The organism is Brevundimonas sp. SGAir0440 (genome assembly GCF_005484585.1).
Classification (GTDB): Bacteria; Pseudomonadota; Alphaproteobacteria; order Caulobacterales; family Caulobacteraceae; genus Brevundimonas.
The window spans coordinates 2,379,755-2,398,302 of record NZ_CP039435.1; the positions used below are offsets into that span (position 1 = coordinate 2,379,755).

At 66.8% G+C, this 18,548-nt stretch carries 26 protein-coding genes; 19 read left to right on the forward strand and 7 right to left on the reverse strand.

All coding sequences use genetic code 11. The features are described from left to right. Positions 1 to 2: 2 nt before the first annotated feature. Positions 3 to 1,496: a murein L,D-transpeptidase gene (locus tag E7T10_RS11785; protein ID WP_137721930.1), complete on the forward strand. Its 1,494-nt coding sequence runs from the start codon at positions 3 to 5 to the stop codon at positions 1,494 to 1,496. A gap of 3 nt (positions 1,497 to 1,499) precedes the next feature. On the opposite strand, the gene E7T10_RS11790 is transcribed toward E7T10_RS11785, so the two are convergent. The 3 genes from E7T10_RS11790 to E7T10_RS11800 are packed head-to-tail and all read right to left on the reverse strand — an operon-like array spanning position 1,500 to position 2,997. Next, positions 1,500 to 1,895, reverse strand: coding sequence for a cupin domain-containing protein (locus tag E7T10_RS11790; RefSeq protein ID WP_137721931.1), 396 nt, complete (start codon positions 1,893 to 1,895; stop codon positions 1,500 to 1,502). A 26-nt stretch (positions 1,896 to 1,921) separates the two neighbouring features. Continuing rightward, positions 1,922 to 2,341, reverse strand: a complete 420-nt coding sequence (locus E7T10_RS11795) for a metalloregulator ArsR/SmtB family transcription factor (protein WP_137721932.1) — start codon at positions 2,339 to 2,341, stop codon at positions 1,922 to 1,924. After that, entirely contained in the window at positions 2,338 to 2,997 is a 660-nt protein-coding gene (locus E7T10_RS11800) for a peroxiredoxin (RefSeq protein ID WP_246845998.1), read from the reverse strand. Before E7T10_RS11800 ends, E7T10_RS11795 begins: the two co-directional genes overlap by 4 nt. Before the next feature lie 104 nt (positions 2,998 to 3,101). Here E7T10_RS11800 and E7T10_RS11805 point away from each other — a divergent pair, with 104 nt between their 5' ends. From E7T10_RS11805 to E7T10_RS11850, 10 genes are all read left to right on the forward strand, one after another. Continuing rightward, entirely contained in the window at positions 3,102 to 4,043 is a 942-nt protein-coding gene (locus E7T10_RS11805) for an MBL fold metallo-hydrolase (protein ID WP_137721933.1), read from the forward strand. Between the two features lie 12 nt (positions 4,044 to 4,055). Further along, positions 4,056 to 4,490 (forward strand): YeeE/YedE family protein, encoded by a 435-nt coding sequence (locus tag E7T10_RS11810; RefSeq protein ID WP_137721934.1) that lies wholly within the window; start codon positions 4,056 to 4,058, stop codon positions 4,488 to 4,490. Continuing rightward, on the forward strand, positions 4,487 to 4,906 hold the full coding sequence (locus E7T10_RS11815) for a DUF6691 family protein (protein WP_137721935.1): 420 nt from the start codon (positions 4,487 to 4,489) through the stop codon (positions 4,904 to 4,906). The genes E7T10_RS11810 and E7T10_RS11815 overlap by 4 nt, the downstream gene beginning before the upstream one ends. A gap of 29 nt (positions 4,907 to 4,935) precedes the next feature. Continuing rightward, positions 4,936 to 5,358, forward strand: coding sequence for a TIGR01244 family sulfur transferase (locus tag E7T10_RS11820; protein ID WP_137721936.1), 423 nt, complete (start codon positions 4,936 to 4,938; stop codon positions 5,356 to 5,358). Next, positions 5,355 to 6,632, forward strand: coding sequence for an FAD/NAD(P)-binding oxidoreductase (locus tag E7T10_RS11825; RefSeq protein WP_137721937.1), 1,278 nt, complete (start codon positions 5,355 to 5,357; stop codon positions 6,630 to 6,632). Before E7T10_RS11820 ends, E7T10_RS11825 begins: the two co-directional genes overlap by 4 nt. Before the next feature lie 8 nt (positions 6,633 to 6,640). Further along, positions 6,641 to 7,435, forward strand: coding sequence for a sulfite exporter TauE/SafE family protein (locus E7T10_RS11830; RefSeq protein WP_137721938.1), 795 nt, complete (start codon positions 6,641 to 6,643; stop codon positions 7,433 to 7,435). A 9-nt stretch (positions 7,436 to 7,444) separates the two neighbouring features. Then, positions 7,445 to 8,872 (forward strand): cytochrome ubiquinol oxidase subunit I, encoded by a 1,428-nt coding sequence (locus tag E7T10_RS11835; protein WP_137721939.1) that lies wholly within the window; start codon positions 7,445 to 7,447, stop codon positions 8,870 to 8,872. Then, positions 8,862 to 9,863 (forward strand): cytochrome d ubiquinol oxidase subunit II, encoded by a 1,002-nt coding sequence (gene cydB, locus E7T10_RS11840; RefSeq protein WP_137721940.1) that lies wholly within the window; start codon positions 8,862 to 8,864, stop codon positions 9,861 to 9,863. The genes E7T10_RS11835 and cydB overlap by 11 nt, the downstream gene beginning before the upstream one ends. Beyond that, positions 9,863 to 9,991 (forward strand): DUF2474 family protein, encoded by a 129-nt coding sequence (locus E7T10_RS11845; RefSeq protein WP_137721941.1) that lies wholly within the window; start codon positions 9,863 to 9,865, stop codon positions 9,989 to 9,991. The genes cydB and E7T10_RS11845 overlap by 1 nt, the downstream gene beginning before the upstream one ends. Positions 9,992 to 10,062: 71 nt before the next feature. Then, positions 10,063 to 10,464: an isoprenylcysteine carboxylmethyltransferase family protein gene (locus E7T10_RS11850; protein WP_246845999.1), complete on the forward strand. Its 402-nt coding sequence runs from the start codon at positions 10,063 to 10,065 to the stop codon at positions 10,462 to 10,464. Positions 10,465 to 10,857: 393 nt separating this feature from the next. Here the strand turns inward: E7T10_RS11850 and E7T10_RS11855 are convergent, their stop codons facing one another. Next, positions 10,858 to 11,622: a glutaredoxin family protein gene (locus E7T10_RS11855; RefSeq protein ID WP_137721943.1), complete on the reverse strand. Its 765-nt coding sequence runs from the start codon at positions 11,620 to 11,622 to the stop codon at positions 10,858 to 10,860. Between the two features lie 92 nt (positions 11,623 to 11,714). Between E7T10_RS11855 and E7T10_RS11860 the strand changes: the two genes are divergently transcribed. The 5 genes from E7T10_RS11860 to copD all read left to right on the forward strand — a co-directional run bounded on the left by E7T10_RS11860 (position 11,715) and on the right by copD (position 14,719). After that, positions 11,715 to 12,104, forward strand: coding sequence for a MerR family DNA-binding protein (locus E7T10_RS11860; RefSeq protein WP_246846001.1), 390 nt, complete (start codon positions 11,715 to 11,717; stop codon positions 12,102 to 12,104). Positions 12,105 to 12,252: 148 nt separating this feature from the next. Beyond that, a complete protein-coding gene (locus E7T10_RS11865) occupies positions 12,253 to 12,696 on the forward strand; it encodes a DUF305 domain-containing protein (RefSeq protein WP_137721945.1) in 444 nt (147 codons plus the stop codon). Between the two features lie 95 nt (positions 12,697 to 12,791). Further along, positions 12,792 to 13,238, forward strand: coding sequence for a DUF305 domain-containing protein (locus tag E7T10_RS11870; RefSeq protein ID WP_137721946.1), 447 nt, complete (start codon positions 12,792 to 12,794; stop codon positions 13,236 to 13,238). A 199-nt stretch (positions 13,239 to 13,437) separates the two neighbouring features. Then, the gene (gene copC, locus E7T10_RS11875; protein ID WP_137721947.1) at positions 13,438 to 13,800 is read left to right on the forward strand and encodes a copper homeostasis periplasmic binding protein CopC; all 363 of its coding nucleotides are present in this window, start codon (positions 13,438 to 13,440) and stop codon (positions 13,798 to 13,800) included. A 4-nt stretch (positions 13,801 to 13,804) separates the two neighbouring features. Continuing rightward, positions 13,805 to 14,719, forward strand: a complete 915-nt coding sequence (copD, locus tag E7T10_RS11880; protein WP_137721948.1) for a copper homeostasis membrane protein CopD — start codon at positions 13,805 to 13,807, stop codon at positions 14,717 to 14,719. A 171-nt stretch (positions 14,720 to 14,890) separates the two neighbouring features. Here copD and E7T10_RS11885 read toward each other — a convergent pair whose 3' ends face one another. Genes E7T10_RS11885 through E7T10_RS11895 form a run of 3 tightly spaced genes read right to left on the reverse strand, consistent with a single transcriptional unit; the run spans position 14,891 to position 17,047 of the window. Beyond that, positions 14,891 to 15,382: a nuclear transport factor 2 family protein gene (locus tag E7T10_RS11885; protein WP_137721949.1), complete on the reverse strand. Its 492-nt coding sequence runs from the start codon at positions 15,380 to 15,382 to the stop codon at positions 14,891 to 14,893. A 40-nt stretch (positions 15,383 to 15,422) separates the two neighbouring features. Continuing rightward, complete coding sequence (locus E7T10_RS11890; protein ID WP_137721950.1) at positions 15,423 to 15,899, reverse strand: DUF411 domain-containing protein; 477 nt, start codon at positions 15,897 to 15,899, stop codon at positions 15,423 to 15,425. After that, on the reverse strand, positions 15,896 to 17,047 hold the full coding sequence (locus tag E7T10_RS11895; protein WP_210416088.1) for an acyltransferase: 1,152 nt from the start codon (positions 17,045 to 17,047) through the stop codon (positions 15,896 to 15,898). The genes E7T10_RS11890 and E7T10_RS11895 overlap by 4 nt, the downstream gene beginning before the upstream one ends. Positions 17,048 to 17,175: 128 nt before the next feature. On the opposite strand from E7T10_RS11895, the gene E7T10_RS11900 reads away from it, so the two are divergent. Genes E7T10_RS11900 through E7T10_RS11910 form a run of 3 tightly spaced genes read left to right on the forward strand, consistent with a single transcriptional unit; the run spans position 17,176 to position 18,464 of the window. After that, a complete protein-coding gene (locus E7T10_RS11900) occupies positions 17,176 to 17,457 on the forward strand; it encodes a hypothetical protein (RefSeq protein ID WP_137721951.1) in 282 nt (93 codons plus the stop codon). After that, on the forward strand, positions 17,454 to 17,894 hold the full coding sequence (locus E7T10_RS11905; RefSeq protein WP_137721952.1) for a Spy/CpxP family protein refolding chaperone: 441 nt from the start codon (positions 17,454 to 17,456) through the stop codon (positions 17,892 to 17,894). The genes E7T10_RS11900 and E7T10_RS11905 overlap by 4 nt, the downstream gene beginning before the upstream one ends. Before the next feature lie 9 nt (positions 17,895 to 17,903). Beyond that, positions 17,904 to 18,464, forward strand: coding sequence for an RNA polymerase sigma factor (locus E7T10_RS11910; RefSeq protein ID WP_137721953.1), 561 nt, complete (start codon positions 17,904 to 17,906; stop codon positions 18,462 to 18,464). Positions 18,465 to 18,548: the final 84 nt, after the last annotated feature.

Consider the following 18,548-nt stretch of genomic DNA (forward strand, 5'->3'; position numbering starts at 1 on the left):
GCATGGCCGACCGTCGCTCCTTCACCCTGAACCGCCGACACCTGCTCGCGGCGGCCGCGGCGCCGCTCTGGCTCTCGACGACCGCGCGAGCCGTATCGGCGCCCGCCGCGTTGAACATCTCCGCCCTGACCGCAGCCTTCTACGCCGCCCGCGGCGGACGCCCGGCCTGGGCGGGGCCAGCGCGCCGGCAAGCCATGGACGCCTTGGCCCTGGCGGACCGCCACGGCCTATCAGCGCCCGACGGTCTGGCCCTAAGTGAAGCCGAACTGACCCAGGCCGTCCTGACCCTGGCCGAGGCGCTCGCTCATGGCCGGGTCGACCCGGCATCCGTCGAGACCCTTTGGGAGATGGGTCGCAACCAGGTCGATACGCCGCCGCTGCTGGCGACGGCGGTCGACGACGGAACGTTGGCCGAGACGATGGCGGGCCTTGCGCCTCAGGACCGCGGCTATCAGGGCCTGTGCGACGGCTTCCTCCGCTATCGCGCCATCGCCGACCGCGGCGGCTGGCCGCCCTTCGCCCTGGGCGCGACGATCGAACCGTTTGCGTCCGACCCCCGTCTTCCCGCCCTCCTGCCGCGCCTTCGGGTGGAAGGTGATCTCAGCGACGCCGCCGCCTCCATGATCGGCCCGTCTGGCGGTGACTACGGCTCTGTTCTGCAAGAGGCCGTTCGGGCGTTCCAGGTGCGCCACGGTCTGGAGGCGGACGCCCGCATCGGCCCGGCGACCCAGCGGGCGCTGTCGATTTCGGCCGAGGCCCGCGCTCGCCAGATCGCGCTGAATCTGGAACGCCGCCGTTGGCTAAAGAGAGACGTCGCGCCGGAACGGATCGAGGTGAACACCGCCGCCTCCATCATGGTCTACTGGAAGGACGGACGCCCCGTGCATTCGATGCGGGTCGTGACGGGTGACGCCGACAATGCGACCCCCAGCCTAGAACGGCCCTTCGCCTCGGTCGTCGCCAATCCGCCCTGGACGGTGCCGACTTCCATCGCCCAGCGCGAGATCCTGCCGCGTGGCGCCGCCTATATGCGGGCGAACAACATGACGATCCAGAACGGCATGGTGGTTCAGCGCGCCGGCCCGAACGCCGCCCTGGGCCAGGTCAAGTTCGAGCTTCAGGACAGCTACGCCATCTTCCTGCACGACACCCCGTCGCGGGGCGCGTTCAATCAAAGCTTCCGCCATCTCAGTCACGGCTGCGTGCGCGTGCAGGACGCGGTCGGCTTCGCCCGCCTTCTGCTGGCGCCGGACCCCGAAAGGCTCGCCCGCTTCGACGCCGCGCTGGACAGCGGCCAGACCGTCCGGGTGGCGACCGGTCGGCCGATCGACGTGCGCCTGCTGTACTGGACCGCCTTCCTGGACGGCCAGGGCCGCGTCGCCTTTCGCGATGACATCTATCGTCGCGACACCCGTCTGGCGGAGGCGTTGGGTATCGCCCTGCACCTGCCGCGGCCCGACGACCGGCGCGCCGATGCGGACGACGTCGGCCCATGACGGTTATTCGGTCGTGCGGCCGTCGAAATGCTCGTGGTCGGCGGAGGCCTCTTCCACCGTGGCGTGAACCGTACCGTCGCGATGCTCGGGCGGACCATAAAGGGTGTAGAGCCGAAGCGGTTCGGACCCCGTGCTGACCACATTGTGGCGAGCACCCTGAGGGACGATGACCCCGTCGTCCGCCTTCACGGCATGACGAACGCCGTCGATCCAGATTTCGCCCTCGCCCGCCTCGATGCGGAAGAACTGGTCGCGGTCGTCGTGGACCTCTTCGCCGATCTCCTGACCGGGCGGAATGGCCATGAGGACGAGCTGCAGATTGTGGCCGGTGTAGAGAACGCGGCGAAAGTCTGTGTTCTCTTCCGTCAGACGTTCAATATTGTCGATGAAGCCCTTCACGAGAGTCTCCCTGTGCGGGTTTGCCGTCAGCGACGTGCGACGGCGGTGATGCGCGCGAACTGAGCCGTGTCGCCGCGCGCCGGCGTTGATGTGCGGGGCGCCGGGGCGGCGGCTCGCGCGCCGACCGCCTTCGCATCGCCGCAGAAGATTTCGTAGAGCATGCCCATGACCGCCTGGGCCCGGTCGTCGGCGATCGAATAGAAGATCGAGCGGGACTGACGGCGGGTCTTGACCAGGCCATACTGGCGCAGCTCAGCCAGTTGTTGGGATAGCGCCGGCTGCTTGATGCCGAGGTCCGCCTCGAGCTGGCCCACCGAGCGCTCCTCTTCGGCGATGTGACACAGGATCAGCAGCCGGTTGGCGTTGGCCAGCTGGCGTAACAGCTCTGCGGCCTCCGGCGCCTTTTCCTTCAACCGCTCCATGGCGGCCGCTTGATCGTTGGTCATGCGCGGCGCTCGCGATAGTACCAGGGCGCATCGCCGTCACCATCGGCGATGGCGGCGTCCAGAGTGGTGGCGGCCGGCTCCAGCAGGGCGTCGCCGGGCGTCCAGCCCGCCGGCGTGGAGGCCGCCTCACGGTCAGACGTCTGCAAGGCGGTGACGAGACGCAGCAGCTCATCAACCGAGCGGCCGATGTTCATCGGGTACCAGCTGATGGCGCGCACCACGCCTTCGGGATCGATCACGAAAGTGGCGCGCACCGTCGCGCTGTCGCTTGAGCCGGCGTCCACCATGCCGAAGGCGTGGCCGATGGCCATGGAGGGATCTTCGATGATCGGGAACGGCACCTTCACGCCGAAGCGGCGGTAGATGTCCTTCAGCCAGGCCAAGTGCGAATACAGACTGTCGACCGACAGGGCCATAAGATCGCAGTCGATCGCCGCGAAGGCGTCGGCCTGTCGGGCCAAGGCCACGAACTCGCTGGTGCAGACCGGCGTGAAATCCGCCGGATGCGAGAACAGCACCAGCCAGCGTCCACGGTAGTCGCTCAGGCGCTTTTCGCCCTGGGTCGTGCGCGCGGTGAAGTCCGGCGCTGTGTCGTTGATGCGCAGGGCGCGCATTGCGGGGGGATAGACGGCTGGCCCGGTGTCGATCGTTTCCATAGCCGCAAGCTAAGCGCTTCCCACCGTTTCCGCTACATTAAAATACATACTTGCCCGAACTATGAATGTGTATATGTGTTGAGTCACCGAAACGGAGACACGCCATGTCCTCGACCACCCCCGATCCCGCCCGCGACCACGCCGCCGACCTCGTGCGCGCTGCGCTTGCCGATCCCGCTCAACGGCCCTTGGTCAAATCATTCTTTGACGAGGCCACCTTCACCGTCAGCCATGTCGTGCGCGATCCTGGCTCCAACGTCTGCGCCATCATCGACAGCGTGCTGGACTACGATGCGGCGTCCGGCCGCACCGCCCACGCCTCGGCCGACGCCCTCATTGATTACGTAAAATCCGAAGGTCTCACGGTTCAGTGGCTGCTCGAGACGCACGCCCATGCCGATCACCTGTCGGCGGCGCCCTATCTCCAGGAAAACCTCGGAGGTCAGCTGGCGATTGGCCATGAGATCCTCACCGTCCAGGCCGTCTTCGGCAAGATCTTCAACGAGGGGACCGACTTCCGCCGCGACGGCAGCCAGTTCGACCAGTTGTTCAACGACGGCGACCAGTTCGAGATCGGCGGGCTAAAGGCCACGGTGCTGCATGTGCCCGGCCATACCCCGGCCTGTCTGGCCTATGTCATCGGCGACGCTGTCTTTCCCGGCGACACCATGTTCATGCCCGACTACGGCACGGCCCGCTGCGACTTCCCCGGCGGCGACGCCGGGACCCTGTATCGCTCGATCCATCGCCTGACCTCCCTGCCGGACGAGGCGCGGGTCTTCCTGTGCCACGACTACAAGGCGCCCCCGGGCCGGACCGAATTCGCCTGGGAGACCACCATCGGCGCCCAGCGCACTGGCAACATCCATATTCGCGACGGCGTCAGCGAGGACGAGTTCGTCGCCATGCGCACCCAGCGCGACGCGACCCTGCCGATGCCCAAGCTGATCCTGCCGTCGGTCCAAGTGAACATGAACGGCGGCCGGCCGCCCGAGCCCGAGGACAATGGGGTGCGCTACCTCAAGGTCCCGCTGAACGCGCTGTGAGGCGAGCCCCCCATGCTTGAACCCATTTCCTTCGTCTGGCCGCTGGCCGGCGGCCTGCTGGTCGGCCTGTCCGCCGGCCTTTATCTGTTGCTGAATGGGCGCGTGGCCGGGATCTCCGGCCTGACCGCCGCGGCGACCGGCCTGTCGAAAGGCGCGCCGCGCACCCTGGGCCTGCTTTTCATCGCCGGCCTGCTGGGCGGTGCGGCCCTGGCCTCGGCGCTGATCCGCAGGCCCGAGGTGCAGATCACCTCGGACATCTGGCTGCTGGTGCTCGGCGGCCTGATCGTCGGTTTCGGCACCCGCTGGGGCTCGGGCTGCACCAGCGGCCACGGCGTCTGCGGCCTGGCCCGCCTGTCGCCCCGCTCCATCGTCGCCACCGGCGTCTTCATGGCCGTCGCGGCCCTGACCGTCTTCGTCACCCGCCACCTGTTGGGAGGCTTGGCATGAACCGGCTGATCGTCGCCGTCCTGTGCGGCCTGCTGTTCGGCGCCGGCATGGTGGTGTCCGATATGATCAACCCGGCCCGCGTCCTGGCCTTCCTGGATGTGACGGGCGCCTGGGACCCCTCGCTAGCGTTCGTCATGGGCGGGGCGCTGATCCCCTCCGCCATCGCCTATCTGATCCGCCGGCGCATGGAGGCTCCGGTCGCGGCCGACACCTTCCATGTGCCCGAGGGCCGGACCATCGACACCCCTCTGGTCGGCGGGGCCGTCCTGTTCGGCCTGGGCTGGGGCCTGGTCGGCCTGTGCCCCGGCCCGGCGCTGGCGGCGCTGACGACCGGCGCCTGGCAGGCCTTCGTCTTCGTCGGCGCCCTCGTGGCCGGCATGGCGCTGTTCCGCCTGACCCTCGACCGAAACGCTTGAACCAGAAAAGACCCTAGGGAGACAAAGCCATGGATATTCGCCCCCTGGACGAGGCCCTGTCCGCCTCGCCCCAGATCGCCCCCACAGACCTGCCCGCCATCGCGGCCCAGGGTTTCCGGTCGGTGATGTCTAACCGACCCAACGGCGAAGAGCCCGGCCAGCCCAGCGCCGAAGATCTGCGCCAGGCCGCCGAGGCTGCGGGACTGGCTTTCGCCCATGTCCCCGTGGTCGGCGGCGCCATCTCCGACAAGGACGTGGCGGACTTCCGCGAGGCTCTGGCCAACCTGCCCCAGCCTGTTTTCGGCTTCTGCCGCACGGGCACGCGCACGACCACCCTGTGGGCGCTGGCGAACGCCGGCGCACAAACTCCTGATCATCTGATCGCTCGCGCCATGAGCGCCGGCTACGACCTCGGCGCCCTGCGTCCCCGTCTTGAAGGGCCCGCGTCATGAGCGCCCAGTACGCCCCTCTGGAGTCCTGCGATGTCCTGATCGTCGGCGGCGGATCCGCCGGCATCGCCACCGCCGCCAGCCTCCTGCGCCGTCGCCCGGACCTCGACGTCCGCATCGTCGAGCCATCCGAACATCACTACTATCAGCCCGGCTGGACCATGGTCGGCGCCGGCGTCTTCACGCCCGAGCGGACCCGGCGCCGCTCCGAGGACCTGATCCCCCAAGGCGCCCAGTGGGTGCGGGGTTCGGTCGCGGCTTTCGACCCCATCCATGATCGCGTCGAACTGACCGACGGCCGCTGGATCGGCTATCGCATGCTGGTCGCGGCGCCGGGACTGAAGCTGGACTGGGGCGCCATTCCGGGCCTGGCGGAAACGCTCGGGCGCAACAACGTCACCTCCAACTACGGCTATGAGACCGCGCCCTACACCTGGAATCTGGTGAAGGCGATGCAGAGCGGCCGAGCGATCTTCACCCAGCCGCCCATGCCGATCAAATGCGCCGGCGCCCCGCAGAAGGCCATGTATCTGTCGGCCGATCACTGGCGCGACCACGGCCGAAACGACATCGAGATCGAATTCCACAACGCCGGGCCCGTGCTGTTCGGGGTCAAAGACTACGTCCCGGCCCTGATGGAATATGTCCGCAAATACCGCATCGACCTGAACTTCGGATCGAAACTGGTCGCGGTAGATGGTCCTGCTAGGACGGCGACCTTCGCCGTGACGAACGCGGACGGCGGGGTCAGTCAGGTTCGGCGCGAGTTCGACTTCCTGCACGTCTGCCCGCCGCAGACCGCGCCGGACTTCATCCGCGAAAGTCCGCTGGCCGCCGAAAGCGGCTGGATCGAGGTGGATGACGCCACCTTGCGTCACAAGCGGTTCGAAAACGTCTTCGGTCTGGGCGACGCCTGTTCGGCGCCCAACGCCAAGACCGCTGCGGCCGCCCGCAAACAGGCGCCCGTGGTGGCCGAGAACGTGCTGTCGCTGCTGGACGGCCAGCCGATGCGGGCGGTATATGACGGCTATGGCTCATGTCCGCTCACGGTCGAGCGCGGCAAGATCGTGCTGGCCGAGTTCGGCTATGGCGGCAAGCTCCTGCCCAGCTTCCCGAAATGGATGCTCGACGGCACGAAGCCGACACGTCTGGCCTGGCATCTGAAGGCCCAGGCCCTGCCCGAAATCTACTGGCTTGGGATGTTGCGCGGTCGCGAATGGCTGGCCGGCCCCCACCACATCGAACCCGCCCCCCAGCTTCGCCCTGCTGTCGCCTGAGCCTGATCATGGACCTGTCTCCGCTGCAGTACGGCCTCGGCGCCGGCGCCGGCTCGCTCGTCGGCTTCACCCTGGGCCTGGTCGGCGGCGGCGGGTCCATCCTGGCCGTGCCGCTGATCGTCTATCTGGTGGGGATCAAGGATCCGCATCTGGCGATCAGCACCAGCGCCTTCGCCGTGGCCGCCAACGCCTTCGCCAATGTGATCAATCATGCCCGCCACGGCACGGTGAAATGGAAGATCGCCAGTCTGTTCGCGGTCGCCGGGGTGCTCGGCGCCTTTCTGGGTTCGAGCCTGGGTAAGGCCGTGGACGGGCAGAAGCTGCTGGCCCTGTTCGCCGTCCTGATGCTGGTCGTGGGCGTACTGATGTTGCGGGGCCGTTCCGCCGGCGGCGACCCGAACGTTCAGCTTGATCGCCGCAATGCACCCAAGCTCGTCGCCACAGGCCTGGCCACGGGCGTGATGTCGGGCTTCTTCGGCATCGGCGGCGGCTTCCTGATCGTGCCCAGCCTGATGGTCTCGACCCGGATGCCGATCTACTATGCCGTCGGCTCGTCGCTGGTCGGCGTCACCGCCTTCGGCCTGACCACGGCCTTCAACTACGCCCTGGACGGCTGGGTCGACTGGCCCCTGGCGGCGGTGTTCATTGGCGGCGGCGTACTGGGCGGTTTGGTCGGCGCGCGATTGGCCAAAGCCCTGTCGGGACAAAAAGGCGTCTTGAACACCGTCTTCGCCGGGCTGATCTTCGTCGTCGCCTTCTATATGCTTTACCGCAGCGCCGGCGCGCTCGGCCTGATTGGTTGAGACATCACCATGGACTTTGACGCCCTGATCCTGGCGCGGATGCAGTTCGCCTTCACCGTCGCCTTCCACATCGTCTTCCCGGCCTTCTCCATCGGCCTGGCCAGCTATCTGGCCGTACTGGAGGCCCTGTGGCTGAAGACGGGGCGCGAGCTCTATCTGAACCTGTTCAAATACTGGCTGAAGATCTTCGCCGTCGCCTTCGGCATGGGCGTCGTCTCGGGTCTGGTGATGTCCTATCAGTTCGGCACCAACTGGTCGGTCTTCTCCGACAAGGCCGGACCCGTCATCGGCCCCCTGATGGCCTATGAGGTGCTCAGCGCCTTCTTCCTCGAGGCCGGCTTCCTGGGCGTGATGCTGTTCGGCCTGAACCGGGTCGGCAAGAAGCTGCACTTCCTGGCCACCCTGATGGTCGCCATCGGCACCTTCGCCTCGGCCTTCTGGATCCTGTCGGTCAACAGCTGGATGCAGACGCCACAAGGCTACGCCATCAACGAGGTGGGGCAGTTCATCCCGGCCGACTGGTTCAAGATCGTCTTCAACCCGTCCTTCCCCTATCGCCTCGCCCACATGCTGCTGGCGGCCTATCTGACGACCGGTCTGGTGGTCGGCGCGGTCGGCGCCTGGCACCTGATGAAGGAGCGGACCAACAAGGGCGCGCGCAAGATGTTCGCCATGGCCATGGGCATGATCCTGGTCGCCGCTCCGGTGCAGATCTTCATTGGCGATATGCACGGGTTGAACACCCTGGAGCACCAGCCCGCCAAGGTCATGGCGATGGAAGGCCACTTCGAAAGCCACCCGGACGGGGCGCCGCTGATCCTGTTCGGCCTGCCCGATCGCGAGGCCGCCACCGTCCATGGCGCGGTCGAGGTTCCGAAGCTGTCGTCCCTGATCCTGAAGCACGATCCGAACGCTCCGCTGGCCGGTCTCGACACCATCGCCCGCGCCGACTGGCCTCCGGTGGAGATCGTCTTCTGGTCCTTCCGCGTCATGGTGGGATTAGGCATGGCCATGCTGCTGCTGGGGCTGTGGGGGCTGTACGCCCGGCTCCGCAAACGCCTTTACGACGCCCCCTGGCTGCACCGCTTCGCCCTGATCATGGGACCGATGGGGTTCGTCGCCGTGCTGGCGGGCTGGATCACCACGGAGGTCGGGCGCCAACCCTGGACCGTCTATGGCCTGCTGCGCACCGCCGACAGCGCAGCGCCCCTGGCGGCGCCCGCCGTTGCCAGCTCCCTCGCCGCTTTCGCCGTGGTCTATTTCACGGTCTTCGGCGCCGGGGTCTTCTACATCCTGCGTCTGATGAGCCACGCGCCTCATCGCGGCGAGCCGGGCGTGGCGGAAACCCCGATCCGCACGGCGGGCATCACCCCCGCCCCCGCCATCGACCCCGACCGTCCCATCCCGACCGGCGAGGAGACCGATCATGAGCGTTGATCTGACCCTGGTCTGGGCCGGCCTGCTGGCCTTCGCCGTCTTCGCCTATATCGTCATGGACGGGTTTGACCTGGGCGTCGGCATCCTGTTCCCGACGCTGAAGGCCGGCGATCAGCGCGACAAGGCGATGAACTCGATCGCCCCGGTGTGGGACGGCAACGAGACCTGGCTGATCCTGGGCGTTGGCGGCCTGTTCGCCGCCTTTCCCCTCGCCTACGCCGTGTTGATGCCGGCGGTCTATACGCCGATCATCGCCATGTTGCTGGGGCTGGTCTTCCGCGGCGTCGCCTTTGAATACCGCTGGCGCACGGTGCGGGCCAAGCCCGTCTGGGACGTCGCCTTCTTCGGCGGCTCCCTGCTGGCCGCCTTCTCCCAGGGCGTCACCCTGGGGGCCATCCTGCAGGGGGTCGAGGTGTCCGGCCGCGCCTACGGCGGCGGCTGGTGGGACTGGCTCAGCCCCTTCAGCCTGCTGACCGGCGCCGCCGTCGTCGTCGGCTACGCCCTTCTGGGCGCCACTTGGCTGAACATGAAGACGGAAGGCGCGCTTCAGGCCCACGCCCGCGCCCAGGCCTGGAAGCTCGGTCCGGCGACCCTGCTGATGATCGGCGCCGTCAGCCTGGCCACGCCCTTCCTCGACGGCGAATACGCCCGCCGTTGGTTCGACTGGCCCGGCGTGCTTCTGACGGCCCAGGTGCCGTTGCTCGTTCTGATCGTCGCGGCCGCCTTCTTCTGGACCATGCGTCAGAAGCGTGAGGTCTGGCCCTTCCTGCTGTCGCTCGGCCTGTTCGCCGTGACCTTCGCAGGGCTGGGTGTGAGCGTCTTCCCCTACGCCGTGCCCGACGAGATCACCCTGTGGCAGGCCGCAGCTCCCGCCTCCAGCCAGTTGTTCATGCTGGTGGGCGCCCTGATCCTGATCCCGATCATCCTGGCCTACACCGCCTATGCCTACTGGGTGTTCCGCGGCAAGGTCGGCGACGACGGTTACCACTGATGCGTCGCGGCTCCACAAACGGGCTCCGGCAGGGCCTCTGGTTCGTCGCGCTCTGGGCGCTGGGCGTGGGCGTCCTGGGCATCGTCGCCTATCTTCTGCGCGGCGTTCTCAAGCTGGCCGGGGGGTGAGCCCGCAGGCGCCGAACCGCTGGCCCTGGCCGCCGCTCATCACGGGCGGCGCCATCCTTGTCGCGCTCATCATGGCGCGTCTATGGGCCCCGCCCGCCCTCTCCACAGGCGCCTTCGCCGCTGGCGGCCTCCTGGTCGGGCTCGCCCTTGGTTTGGACCTCTGGGCCATGCTGGAGATGCGGCGGCGGCGCGCCAACATCCTGCCGCACCGGGCGGCGACCGCTCTGGTCACGACCGGTCCGTTCGCCTGGAGCCGCAACCCGATCTATCTCGCTAACGGCCTGCTGCTGCTCGGCCTCGGCGGCCTGTTCGACAACGCCTGGTTCTTCGTGGCCGCCCCCGTCGCCGCCTTCGCCACCGACCGCCTCGCCATCCGGCGCGAGGAACGACACCTGGCGGCCCTCTTCGGCGCGGCGTGGTCCGTGTACGTCGGCCGGGTGCGCCGCTGGCTGGGCCGGCGGATGACGTCGTGATCCCCTTTCGCCCGGCCCACAGACGCCTCCTATCCCGTCGCTTCGTCACTACCGTGAGGTTACGGGGCGCGGCATGTGAACCAAGCAGCTATGCTCCGCTCATTACTCCGCAATCATCTCGTCAGGGGCCGCCTTATGACTGCCCCTCACTCCCACTCGATTGCTCTAAGCTGGACAAAATTATGAATTAGTTGGTTTTTTCGCGGCTCGTCTACTTTAACACCGGCTCGCCGCCCGACTGTTCGGTTTGGTTTTGAAAACATTGGATAAATAGACCGATGTAAAAACCGCGTGATCGCGCAATCTTTCGAGACGTATTGACAATCTCAAATTCGAATTAACGATCGATTCTTGCGCATTCACTTGCCGCCGCTAGACTAGCATGAGCAGAACCTACATCGCCATCGCTGACGCCGGCAGAGCGTAGTCCATAACCAGCATCCAGATCGCCATGGCGATCATCATCAGGTTCTCGGTCAGGGATAGGAAGCCAAGCGGCACATTGCTGTCTCCACCGACGCAGGCGCATTTCAGTTCGCGCTTGTCGATGTAGACGGCCTTGAAGACCGAGGCCGCGCCAATGCCGCCGATGAACAGGGCCACCGGGACCGATAACCAGGTCAGGACGCCCGCGACCATCAACGCGCCTGCCCCGAACTCGGCGAACGGATAGACCTTGCCGTACGGCACCCACCGCTTGGCCAGCAGGTCGTAGTTCAGGAACATGGATGAGAAGCTCTCGATGTTCTGGAGCTTCAGCATGGCCAGGGCCATCATCGACAGGGCGATAAACCACTCCCCTGCCCGCACGGTGAACGGCGTGCCAAAAATCGTCAGGCTGAGCATCGTCGCCATCACGGCCGTGGTCAGGAAGACGACGAGGACCGGCGTGTAGGTGGTCGCCTTGGGATCGCGGACCTTGAGACCGAGATAGCGGCGCAGGTCGTCGTGGCCGCCGACACGCTGGCCGTCGATGAAGACCTGAGGCGTGGTCTTGACGCCGTGCTCGGCCTTGAAGGCGTCGGTCTGCTCGCGAGTGGTGAGCCAGTGGTCCTCGACCTTGTAGCCCCGGCTCTTGAGCAGATGCCGGGCCTTGAGCCCCCACGGACAGGTGTGGTCAGGCATCACCATCCGATAGATGACAGCGGTCTTGGTCATTGCAGGCTCCTTGATCTTCTAATCCGAGCTGCAGCTCTTAAGTTCCGTACCTAGATACGGAGTCAAGCATGAACGTTCGGACGATCGCAGGGTTGGCGCGAGACGGCGGCGTCGGGGTGGAGACTGTCCGCTTTTATCAGCGTCGCGGATTGCTTTCGACGCCCGACAGATGGTCGCGTGATGGCGCCGGCGCGGGCGTTCGACGCTATGGCGAGGAGGACGTGCGCCAGCTGAGGTTCATTCGCTCCGCACAGACGGCGGGCTTCACCCTCGAGCAGATCAAAGAGTTGTTATCGCTCGACGCTGGCGAAGATCGCACGCGCGCCCGTGCGTTGGCCGCGGAGAGGCTGGAGGCGCTGGATCGAACCATCTCCGATCTTGAGGGGGCGAGAGCGGCGTTGCGCCGACTGGCGAGCGCTTGCGCGGCGAACGACAGCGGACCGTGTCCGATCATTTCGGCCTTTCAGGGTGAAGAGGTTTGAAATCCTGCCCTGTCTTGGCGAACGGGGTGAGAGGGTTGGCAGCCGTCCCGCCTGGGAAAAACAACCCGACTGCGTAGCCGCGAAGCGGGAGGACCGGAACGTCCCGTTTCCAGAACTGTTCGTTGATCATCACTTCCGGAGAACGAAGATGTCGATCAAGCTGAACGCCGGTCTGGCCACCGCCGCCCTGTCAGTGCTCCTGACCGCGTGCAATCCTGCGGGACAGGCCGATAAAACCGCGACGGCCGACTCGGGGTCGGCGGCCGAACACAGCGCTCCGGCGGTCCAGCCGATGGCGGGGCCCGAGACGCCCTATTCCGCCTCCGAACAGCAGATGCATCAGGCCATGATGCAGGCGCACGGCGCGGACCCGCAGGAGACCTATGCCCTGAAGATGATCGAGCACCACCGGGGCGCCATCGCCATGTCGGAGGTCCTGATGCGCGAAAACCCGGACGCTGCGCTCCGCGAGATGGCCGAAAAGACGATTACGATGCAGCGCCAGGAGATTACGGCACTGGAGCAGTGGGTCGCGCAACATCGGTCCGCCGCAGCAACCCCCGCTTCGGGTTCGGTCCAGCCCGGAGCCTGATGCGGCACGATTGCGCGCGGGGACTGGTCCGCCCGCGCGTATCTGCTTTTGAACGGCGTCGATCGTCGGCGTCTGTCCGCCGGCGGGAGTCCCTCATGCACGACAAGAGCTATCGCAACCTCGCGATTGAACTCATCGTCCACTTCATCATCATGTATTTGGTGATGTTCACGATGATCGCGACGCTTGATCACTTCAACTTCAATCTGAACAATCTCTACATGACGCTGATGATGGTCGCGCCGATGGCTGTCCTCATGCTGGTTCTGATGCGCGAGATGTACCCGAACAATCGGCTCAACCTCGCCATTGGGCTGGCCTCGGTGGTCATCTTCGCGGGCAGCTTCTACGCCATGCGCACCCAGGCGGCGATCGGCGACAAGGAACTCATTCGAGGAATGATCCCCCACCACTCCGGCGCGATCCTGATGTGCGGCAAGGCCAAGCTGAGCGACCCGGAACTGGTCGCGCTGTGCGCAGAGATCGTCGAGGCCCAGAAGCGCGAGATCCGACAGATGCAGGCCATTCAGGATCGGCTTTGACGGCCTTTCCGGCGGGACGCGTCCGCTGGCCTCGCCAACTCGCCATTCCCGTTCGACGAGGCTTCCCACGCCGCCCCAGTGTTGTCGTCGGTTTCAAGGCGTGAGGTCGGCCAGCGTCGGCCGCCGTTGACGAGGGGAAAGTCGACGCGCCGCGTAGACTAGTCGAAAGCCGGACCGGCCAATCGCCAGGAGACCCAGTATGCGTGCGTTTAACCCCGTTCCCTATGTCGCCCTGGCGGCCGCGGTCGTCCTCGCCGCAGGACCTGCAGCAGCTCACGCTCGTCTTGTCAGCGCCACGCCCGCGCCGAACGCCACAGTCGGTGCGACCCGCACGCTGACCTTGACCTTCAGCGAGCGCTCTGTGCCTGCGTTCTCCGGTTTCGACGTGGTCAACTCGGCCGGCGAGAAGCTCGCGATCCGCACTTCGGTCGCTGAAGACGGCAAGACCCTGACCGGGACTCTGACGCGACCGCTGACTGCCGGCGCCTATCGCATCGACTGGCGCATCGCCTCGAGCGACGGTCACCGCATGACCGGCTCGTACACCTTCACGGTGCGCTGACGCCGTGCTCGAGATCGCGGTCGTCGCGCTCCGGTGGCTCCAGTACGCCGGGGCCGTCGTCCTTCTCGGGACGCCGTTGTTCCTGCTCTACACCTTCAGGCCCGCCGACGGCGTTGATCTCACCTGGTCGCGAGGGCTCCTGATAGGGTCAGGTTTGGTGGTCGTCGCGAGCGCGCTCCTGGCGCTACTTGCACAGACAGCGGTCATGGCGGGCTCGCTGGCGGAAGCCACCAAGCCTGCGTCGCTGTCTTTCATGGTCACCGGCACGGCCTTGGGGAAGGCCATGGTCGCCCGAGCCGCCCTCGCCCTCGCGGCCGTCGTCGCGGTCCTGGCCTTGAGACCGGGCAAGACGGCCTGGAGCCTCTCGCTAGGCCTCGGGCTCATCGTGGTCGCGAGCTTCGCTTGGACAGGCCACGGCGCGGCGACAGAAGGCTCCGAGGGCCTGGTCCACCTCGCCTCTGACATCGTCCATTCCGTCGGTGCTGCCCTTTGGCTTGGCGCTCTGGTGGCGCTGACGATCCTGTTGCGGCGCCGCCCGGGGGTCGACGACGAAATCCTCCACCGCGCCCTGTATGGGTTCTCGGGCCTCGGCACGCTCGCCGTAGCCCTGCTCGTGGCCACCGGTCTCGCGAACAGCTGGTTCCTCATCGGACCGGAGCGTATCTGGAACCTTGGCGAAAGCCTCTACGGACAGCTTCTGATCGCCAAGCTGGCGCTCTTCGTGCTGATGCTGGGCCTGGCGGCGGACAACCGTTTCCGCCTGACACCCTCCCTACGTCTGGAGCTGGAGCACCCGGGACAGTCGATCTCGGCGGTTCGACGGCTGCGGCGCAGTATCGTCACGGAGACGGCCCTCGGGCTCGTCGTCCTCGCCGTCGTCGCGCTTATGGGCACCCTCCCTCCGCCGATCGCGACGTGAGCCGACGATCAAGGGGCCCGCGGAGCGGAGCGCCGCTGCGGTCGCGGCGCCCTTCTCCGAGAGAGCTTGTCACGTCCGACCCTCGGGCGTCCCGGATCCCGGCTTAAGCGAACATATACGGTCTGAACGCCACGCGCTTTCCCACTGATGCGTTCAAACCGGAGAGGCGGCCTACCGCGGAGCGCGCGAGGACCAGTGAATGTGATGGATGCGCCAGCCGTCCGCGTGGCGCTTCAGCACCATGGTTTCCGTTGTCAGACGGTCCACGGCGCGTCCGTTGAACTGACCGGTGGTGCGGCCTTCGCTGGTGATCCAGGCCACATCGCCGTCCGCCCAGCCGGATCTGCGGCTTACGGTAGCGTCCGACGCGGCCGCAAAGGCGGCGTCCGACGCAAGATGGTGGGAGGCGTATTCGTCGCGCGAGCGCTCCGCTCCGCCCTCTTCAAAGATCATCACGTCCGGGGCCAGAAGCGACAGGGCGGCGGAGGTGTCGCCGGCCTTGAGCGCGGCATGGAAGGCATCGACGGTCGTGGCCGCGTCCGTCGCTTCCGCGCTGATCGACCCCGCGGTCTGGGCATGGCCGTGGGAATGGTCCTGCGCGACGGCGGGCGTCACCGACAGGACGGCGAGAGAGAGGGCGAGAACGAGAGGTTTGGGGGACATGATGGGCTCCGGCTTATGAATCAGGTGAGACAGGGTCAGGTCAGGTGGGCGGGTTGTGACGGGCGAACACCCGCGTCGCGCCGGAGCGAAGCACCAGCAGCGTGTCGTAAGGGTCCTTGTGTCCCTGCGGCGTCTCCATGCCGGGCGAACCAAGGGGCATGGCCGGCACCGCGAGACCGAGCGCTGCCGGCCGCTCGGCGAGCAACCGTATGACGTCCCCTGCCGGGACATGGCCCTCTACGACATAGCCATCAACCAACCCGGTGTGGCAGGAGGCCAGACTGTCCGGAAGCCCCCGGCTGCTGCGGACGGATTGGAGGCTCGGCAGAACGGTGATGGTCGTGGTGAAGCCGGCCTCCCGCATGTGCGAGATCCAGGCGTCGCAGCACGCACAGGTCGGCGTCTTGAAGACCGTGAGGGTTCTCGACGACTGGGTCTGGGCGCACGCGGTTCCGGTCAGTGCGACACTGACGGCGGCGCCGAGAAAGAGCCTTCGGTGGAGGTAGGCGGTGGTCAAAAGGGCTCTCCCTGATCGCTGTGAACGGTGCGGTTGGCTTCGACGACCGGCGCCCGGCCGAAGGTCCTCCGCCTCAGCCACTGGCGGCTCGGTCGCTCGACCAGACCATAGATGGCCGCCGCCGCTGCGAGGGTGACCGCCAGCATCGCCGCCAGTTCCAGAAGCCCCATTCGATAGTCGGCCGGCCAGCCCCCGATGGCCTGGGCGGCATTGCGCCAGACCATCAGGATCGGAATATGGACGAGGTAGAGGGCGAACGAGGCCTCACCGGCGAAGATTATGATCGGGTGCGACAGGAAGGTCCTGACACCGGCCTTGGTGAGCAGCGCCAGGGCGAGAACGAAAGGTCCCGCAGCGGCTACGATAAGACGATCGTCGGCCCCGATCTGCATGGCGAGCAAGAGCAGCGCGGTGGCTCCGACGGCGCCGACGATCGCGACGCGCGGGGACGGCGTCCAGCGCGTTCCGAGATAATAGAGACCAATCCCGAGCAGGAACTCCGGAATAATGCGCAAGACGCCCATATTGTCTTCCGCCCGAGGCAAAACCGAGCCGAACCACTGCCGGTAGATTGCATCCAGCAGGATGAACAGGCCTGTCGCCCCCGCCAAGAGCATCCATGGCCGCTCTCGAAATCGCAGGGCGACCGCAGCGTAGGCCGGAAAGGCGAGATAGACGAACCATTCGGCCGACAGCGACCAGGCGGGACCGTTCCACAGGACCATCCCGTCTCGGGGGAACCAGGCCTGCACCAGAAAGAGGGTGGTCAGGAAATCCCCAGCGTTGAACCGCCCGGGCTCCAGGCCGATGCCCAACACCGGCGCGGCGAGCACGAGCAACAGCATCGCCAACAGGATGAAAAGGTGCGCCGGGTAGATGCGCGCGAACCGCGCCGCGATGAACCGCCTGTAGTTCACCGGCTGATCACCTTGCAGGTAAACATGGGTGAGGATGAACCCCGACAGGATGAAGAAGATATCGACCGCGAGACGGGCCCGATTCAACAGTCCGGCGGCACCTTCGGGCAACGTCCATTGCAGCTGGTAGTGAAACAGGACCACGCCGAGCGCGAGGAAGAACCGCACCCCCGTCAGCGGATCGAGCCGGTCCGGGAACGGACCCGCGGCCGGATCTGTCCTTTCGCTCACAGCGCCTCCCCGACACGAGCGGGTCCTCCCGGACGTTCTCTGGTATCTACGCGGCGGACCTCTCGTCCCCTCGCAAGGGGCCGGACGATTTGGCGCGTATGGCAAAGGGGGCGTGACGCAGGTACGCAATGACTGATGAGATCGAACGACTGATAGCGGCGGAGGGGCCTGACGACGCGGGGCGGCTGGACGGCCTGGAAGAGGTTGTCTGGGCACGGATCGCCATGCGCCGGGAATCGGCGTCAATGGGACAGGTCCGGGTCGCCGCCGTGGGGCTGGCGCTCGTGCTCGGCGTGGCCAACGGTGGATTACTCCTCCTGGCGTCGCCCAGGCCTGAGCCCTCTGAGCTACGCATCTTCACCGTCTCGGCGGGCCTGTCGCCGCTTGGTCCACTGGATGCCCGGGGATGAGAGCGCGCTGGAAATCGATCGCCCTGACAGCCGTGCTGGCGGCGCTCGCCAGCGGCGCGGCGACCTGGGTGAGCGCAACCTGGGTCATGCGCGAGCGTCAGCCGCCGAGCCTGCATAGCGTCGTCCATGAGCAGTTGAACCTGAGCGCCGAACAGGATGGTCGTCTGGACGCGATCGAAGCGCGCTTCGCCGCGCGTCGCCCCGGGCTGGAAGCGGAGGTGCGAGCCGCCAACCGCGAGCTCGCCGCCGCCATCGCCGCAAGCGACGGGAACACGCCCCAGGTGCAGGCGGCGGTGGATCACTTCCACGTGGCCATGGGCGATCTGCAGAAGGCGACCATCGCCCACGTCTTCGAGATGCGGTCGGTGCTCACCCCGGCGCAGGCCGAGGTCTTCGACGCCGCGGTGGTGGACGCCCTGCGTGCCGACGCCGGCTAGGCGCGGCGCGTGGAGGGCGACAGCATTGAAGCGCGCGCGGCGGGCGGGGACAGGGGCGCCTTCAGCGCCTTGATGGCGGCGACCAAGGGCGATCTCTACAGGTTCGTTAGGCGCTATGTCGGCGACGAAGCGGAGGCGCATGACCTGCTCCAGGAAACGTACACGGCCGCCTGGCTTGCCCTGCGGCGGTACGATCCGGCTCGCCCATTCGACGTGTGGCTCCGGTCGATCGCCCTCAACAAATGCCGGGACTGGAGCCGTCGGCGTGCGGTGCGTCGGGTCGTGCGCGGCGTGATGGGCCTCGACGCCCCCGAAGCGTCAGCGGTTCGGATAGAAGCGCCGTCTCCCGAAACCCGACTGGACGATCGCCGTCGCGCCGAGGCGCTGCGTAGCGCGCTGACCCGCCTGCCTGACGGCCTCAAGGCCCCTCTCCTGCTCGCCACGCTCGAAGGTCGCTCGCACGGCGAAATCGCGACGATCCTGGGCGTCACGACCAAGGCCGTGGAGACGCGGATCGCCCGCGCCCGCAAGCGACTTGCCGAGGACATGGCCGTTCCTGACGGCGCTTGACCTCACAATCTCGACCGATGGCGAAGGGCATTATTTCCGAGGTGTGGCGACCTGCCGCAAGGGCGTTGGCGCCGACGTGCGTAT

Coding starts and splice junctions, on each gene's coding strand:
- E7T10_RS11785 (WP_137721930.1), top strand. CDS start 3: ATGGCCGACCGTCGCTCCTTCACCCTGAACCGCCGACACCTGCTCGCG.
- E7T10_RS11795 (WP_137721932.1), bottom strand. CDS start 2,341: ATGACCAACGATCAAGCGGCCGCCATGGAGCGGTTGAAGGAAAAGGCG.
- E7T10_RS11800 (WP_246845998.1), bottom strand. CDS start 2,997: ATGGAAACGATCGACACCGGGCCAGCCGTCTATCCCCCCGCAATGCGC.
- E7T10_RS11805 (WP_137721933.1), top strand. CDS start 3,102: ATGTCCTCGACCACCCCCGATCCCGCCCGCGACCACGCCGCCGACCTC.
- E7T10_RS11810 (WP_137721934.1), top strand. CDS start 4,056: ATGCTTGAACCCATTTCCTTCGTCTGGCCGCTGGCCGGCGGCCTGCTG.
- E7T10_RS11815 (WP_137721935.1), top strand. CDS start 4,487: ATGAACCGGCTGATCGTCGCCGTCCTGTGCGGCCTGCTGTTCGGCGCC.
- E7T10_RS11820 (WP_137721936.1), top strand. CDS start 4,936: ATGGATATTCGCCCCCTGGACGAGGCCCTGTCCGCCTCGCCCCAGATC.
- E7T10_RS11825 (WP_137721937.1), top strand. CDS start 5,355: ATGAGCGCCCAGTACGCCCCTCTGGAGTCCTGCGATGTCCTGATCGTC.
- E7T10_RS11830 (WP_137721938.1), top strand. CDS start 6,641: ATGGACCTGTCTCCGCTGCAGTACGGCCTCGGCGCCGGCGCCGGCTCG.
- E7T10_RS11835 (WP_137721939.1), top strand. CDS start 7,445: ATGGACTTTGACGCCCTGATCCTGGCGCGGATGCAGTTCGCCTTCACC.
- cydB (WP_137721940.1), top strand. CDS start 8,862: ATGAGCGTTGATCTGACCCTGGTCTGGGCCGGCCTGCTGGCCTTCGCC.
- E7T10_RS11845 (WP_137721941.1), top strand. CDS start 9,863: ATGCGTCGCGGCTCCACAAACGGGCTCCGGCAGGGCCTCTGGTTCGTC.
- E7T10_RS11850 (WP_246845999.1), top strand. CDS start 10,063: ATGGCGCGTCTATGGGCCCCGCCCGCCCTCTCCACAGGCGCCTTCGCC.
- E7T10_RS11855 (WP_137721943.1), bottom strand. CDS start 11,622: ATGACCAAGACCGCTGTCATCTATCGGATGGTGATGCCTGACCACACC.
- E7T10_RS11865 (WP_137721945.1), top strand. CDS start 12,253: ATGTCGATCAAGCTGAACGCCGGTCTGGCCACCGCCGCCCTGTCAGTG.
- E7T10_RS11870 (WP_137721946.1), top strand. CDS start 12,792: ATGCACGACAAGAGCTATCGCAACCTCGCGATTGAACTCATCGTCCAC.
- copC (WP_137721947.1), top strand. CDS start 13,438: ATGCGTGCGTTTAACCCCGTTCCCTATGTCGCCCTGGCGGCCGCGGTC.
- E7T10_RS11885 (WP_137721949.1), bottom strand. CDS start 15,382: ATGTCCCCCAAACCTCTCGTTCTCGCCCTCTCTCTCGCCGTCCTGTCG.
- E7T10_RS11900 (WP_137721951.1), top strand. CDS start 17,176: ATGACTGATGAGATCGAACGACTGATAGCGGCGGAGGGGCCTGACGAC.
- E7T10_RS11905 (WP_137721952.1), top strand. CDS start 17,454: ATGAGAGCGCGCTGGAAATCGATCGCCCTGACAGCCGTGCTGGCGGCG.